The organism is Microbacterium umsixpiens, from assembly GCF_053543675.1.
Window position 1 is genome coordinate 7,974 of sequence record NZ_JBLVOH010000240.1, and the last position, 1,041, is coordinate 9,014.

A 1,041-nucleotide genomic window follows, 5' to 3' on the forward strand; every position below is an offset into this window, starting at 1 on the left:
CCGCGACGTTCGCGAACGTCGGGGCGCTCGCCGACATCTCCGACCTGTACGACGAGGTCGACGGCGACGACCTGATCCCCAGCTTCGTCGATCAGGCGACCCTCGACGGCAAGACCTATGCCTACCCGCTCTACGCGGGCACCAGCGTCGTCTTCTACCGCACCGATCTGCTCGAGAAGGCGGGCATCGCCGCCCCCGAGACGCTCGACGACCTGGTCGCCGCAGCCGCCACGGTGCAGCAGGCGAACCCCGACGGCGTCGAGGGCTTCAAGGGCATCTACTTCCCCGTCGTCGACGTGCACGGGCTCGAGGGCTGGCTGTTCTCCCACGGCGCGAACTACGCCGAGGAGAAGGACGGCGCCTGGGTCAGCGGACTCGACACCCCCGAGGCCAAGGCCGCTCTCGAGCAGATGCAGACCATCTGGCAGGGCTCGGCCCTCGGCGCGCTCGACGCGAAGGAGACCGCGGGCAACCCGTGGGTTCCGTACAACAACGGCGAGGTCGCGATGTTCTCCTACCGCGTGTTCGCGCAGGACAGCATCTCTCCCGAGCTCGCCGACGTCACCGGTGTGATGGCGCTTCCCCCGGTCGAGGCCGGCGGCGAGAGCCACCAGTTCCTCGGAGGATCCAACGTCGGCATCGCCGCGAAGTCGTCGCAGCAGGAGCTCGCGAAGAAGGCCATGAAGCTGATCCTCAGCGAGGACTTCATGACCCAGCTCGCCGAGGATTCCGGCTGGGTCCCCGGCAACACCACCTTCGCGTCGGCCATCCCCGACGGCATCGTCGACGCCGAGCTGCAGCAGCAGATCGCCGAGACGAGCGCCCTCACCCCGGCGGCGCCGAACTGGGCGATCGTGGAGGGCAACAACATCCCGGTCGACCTGTACTCGGCGATCGCCAAGGGTGAGGACATCGACGAGGTGGTCACGCGCATCGGCGCGAAGATCGAAGCGACCCTCAACGGCGACTGATGATGACCACTCCCGTGATCGATGTCGAGGTCGCCCCCGAGGCGTCCCCGCAGCAGCCCGCGCCCCCCCC

The 1,041-nt window shown here is 68.5% G+C and carries 1 protein-coding gene; it reads left to right on the top strand.

The genetic code is table 11. The features are described from left to right. Positions 1-971: extracellular solute-binding protein (locus ACNPM4_RS20065; RefSeq protein ID WP_448986939.1), on the top strand; the 971-nt coding region annotated here is incomplete at its 5' end. Between the last annotated feature and the right edge of the window lie 70 nt (positions 972-1,041).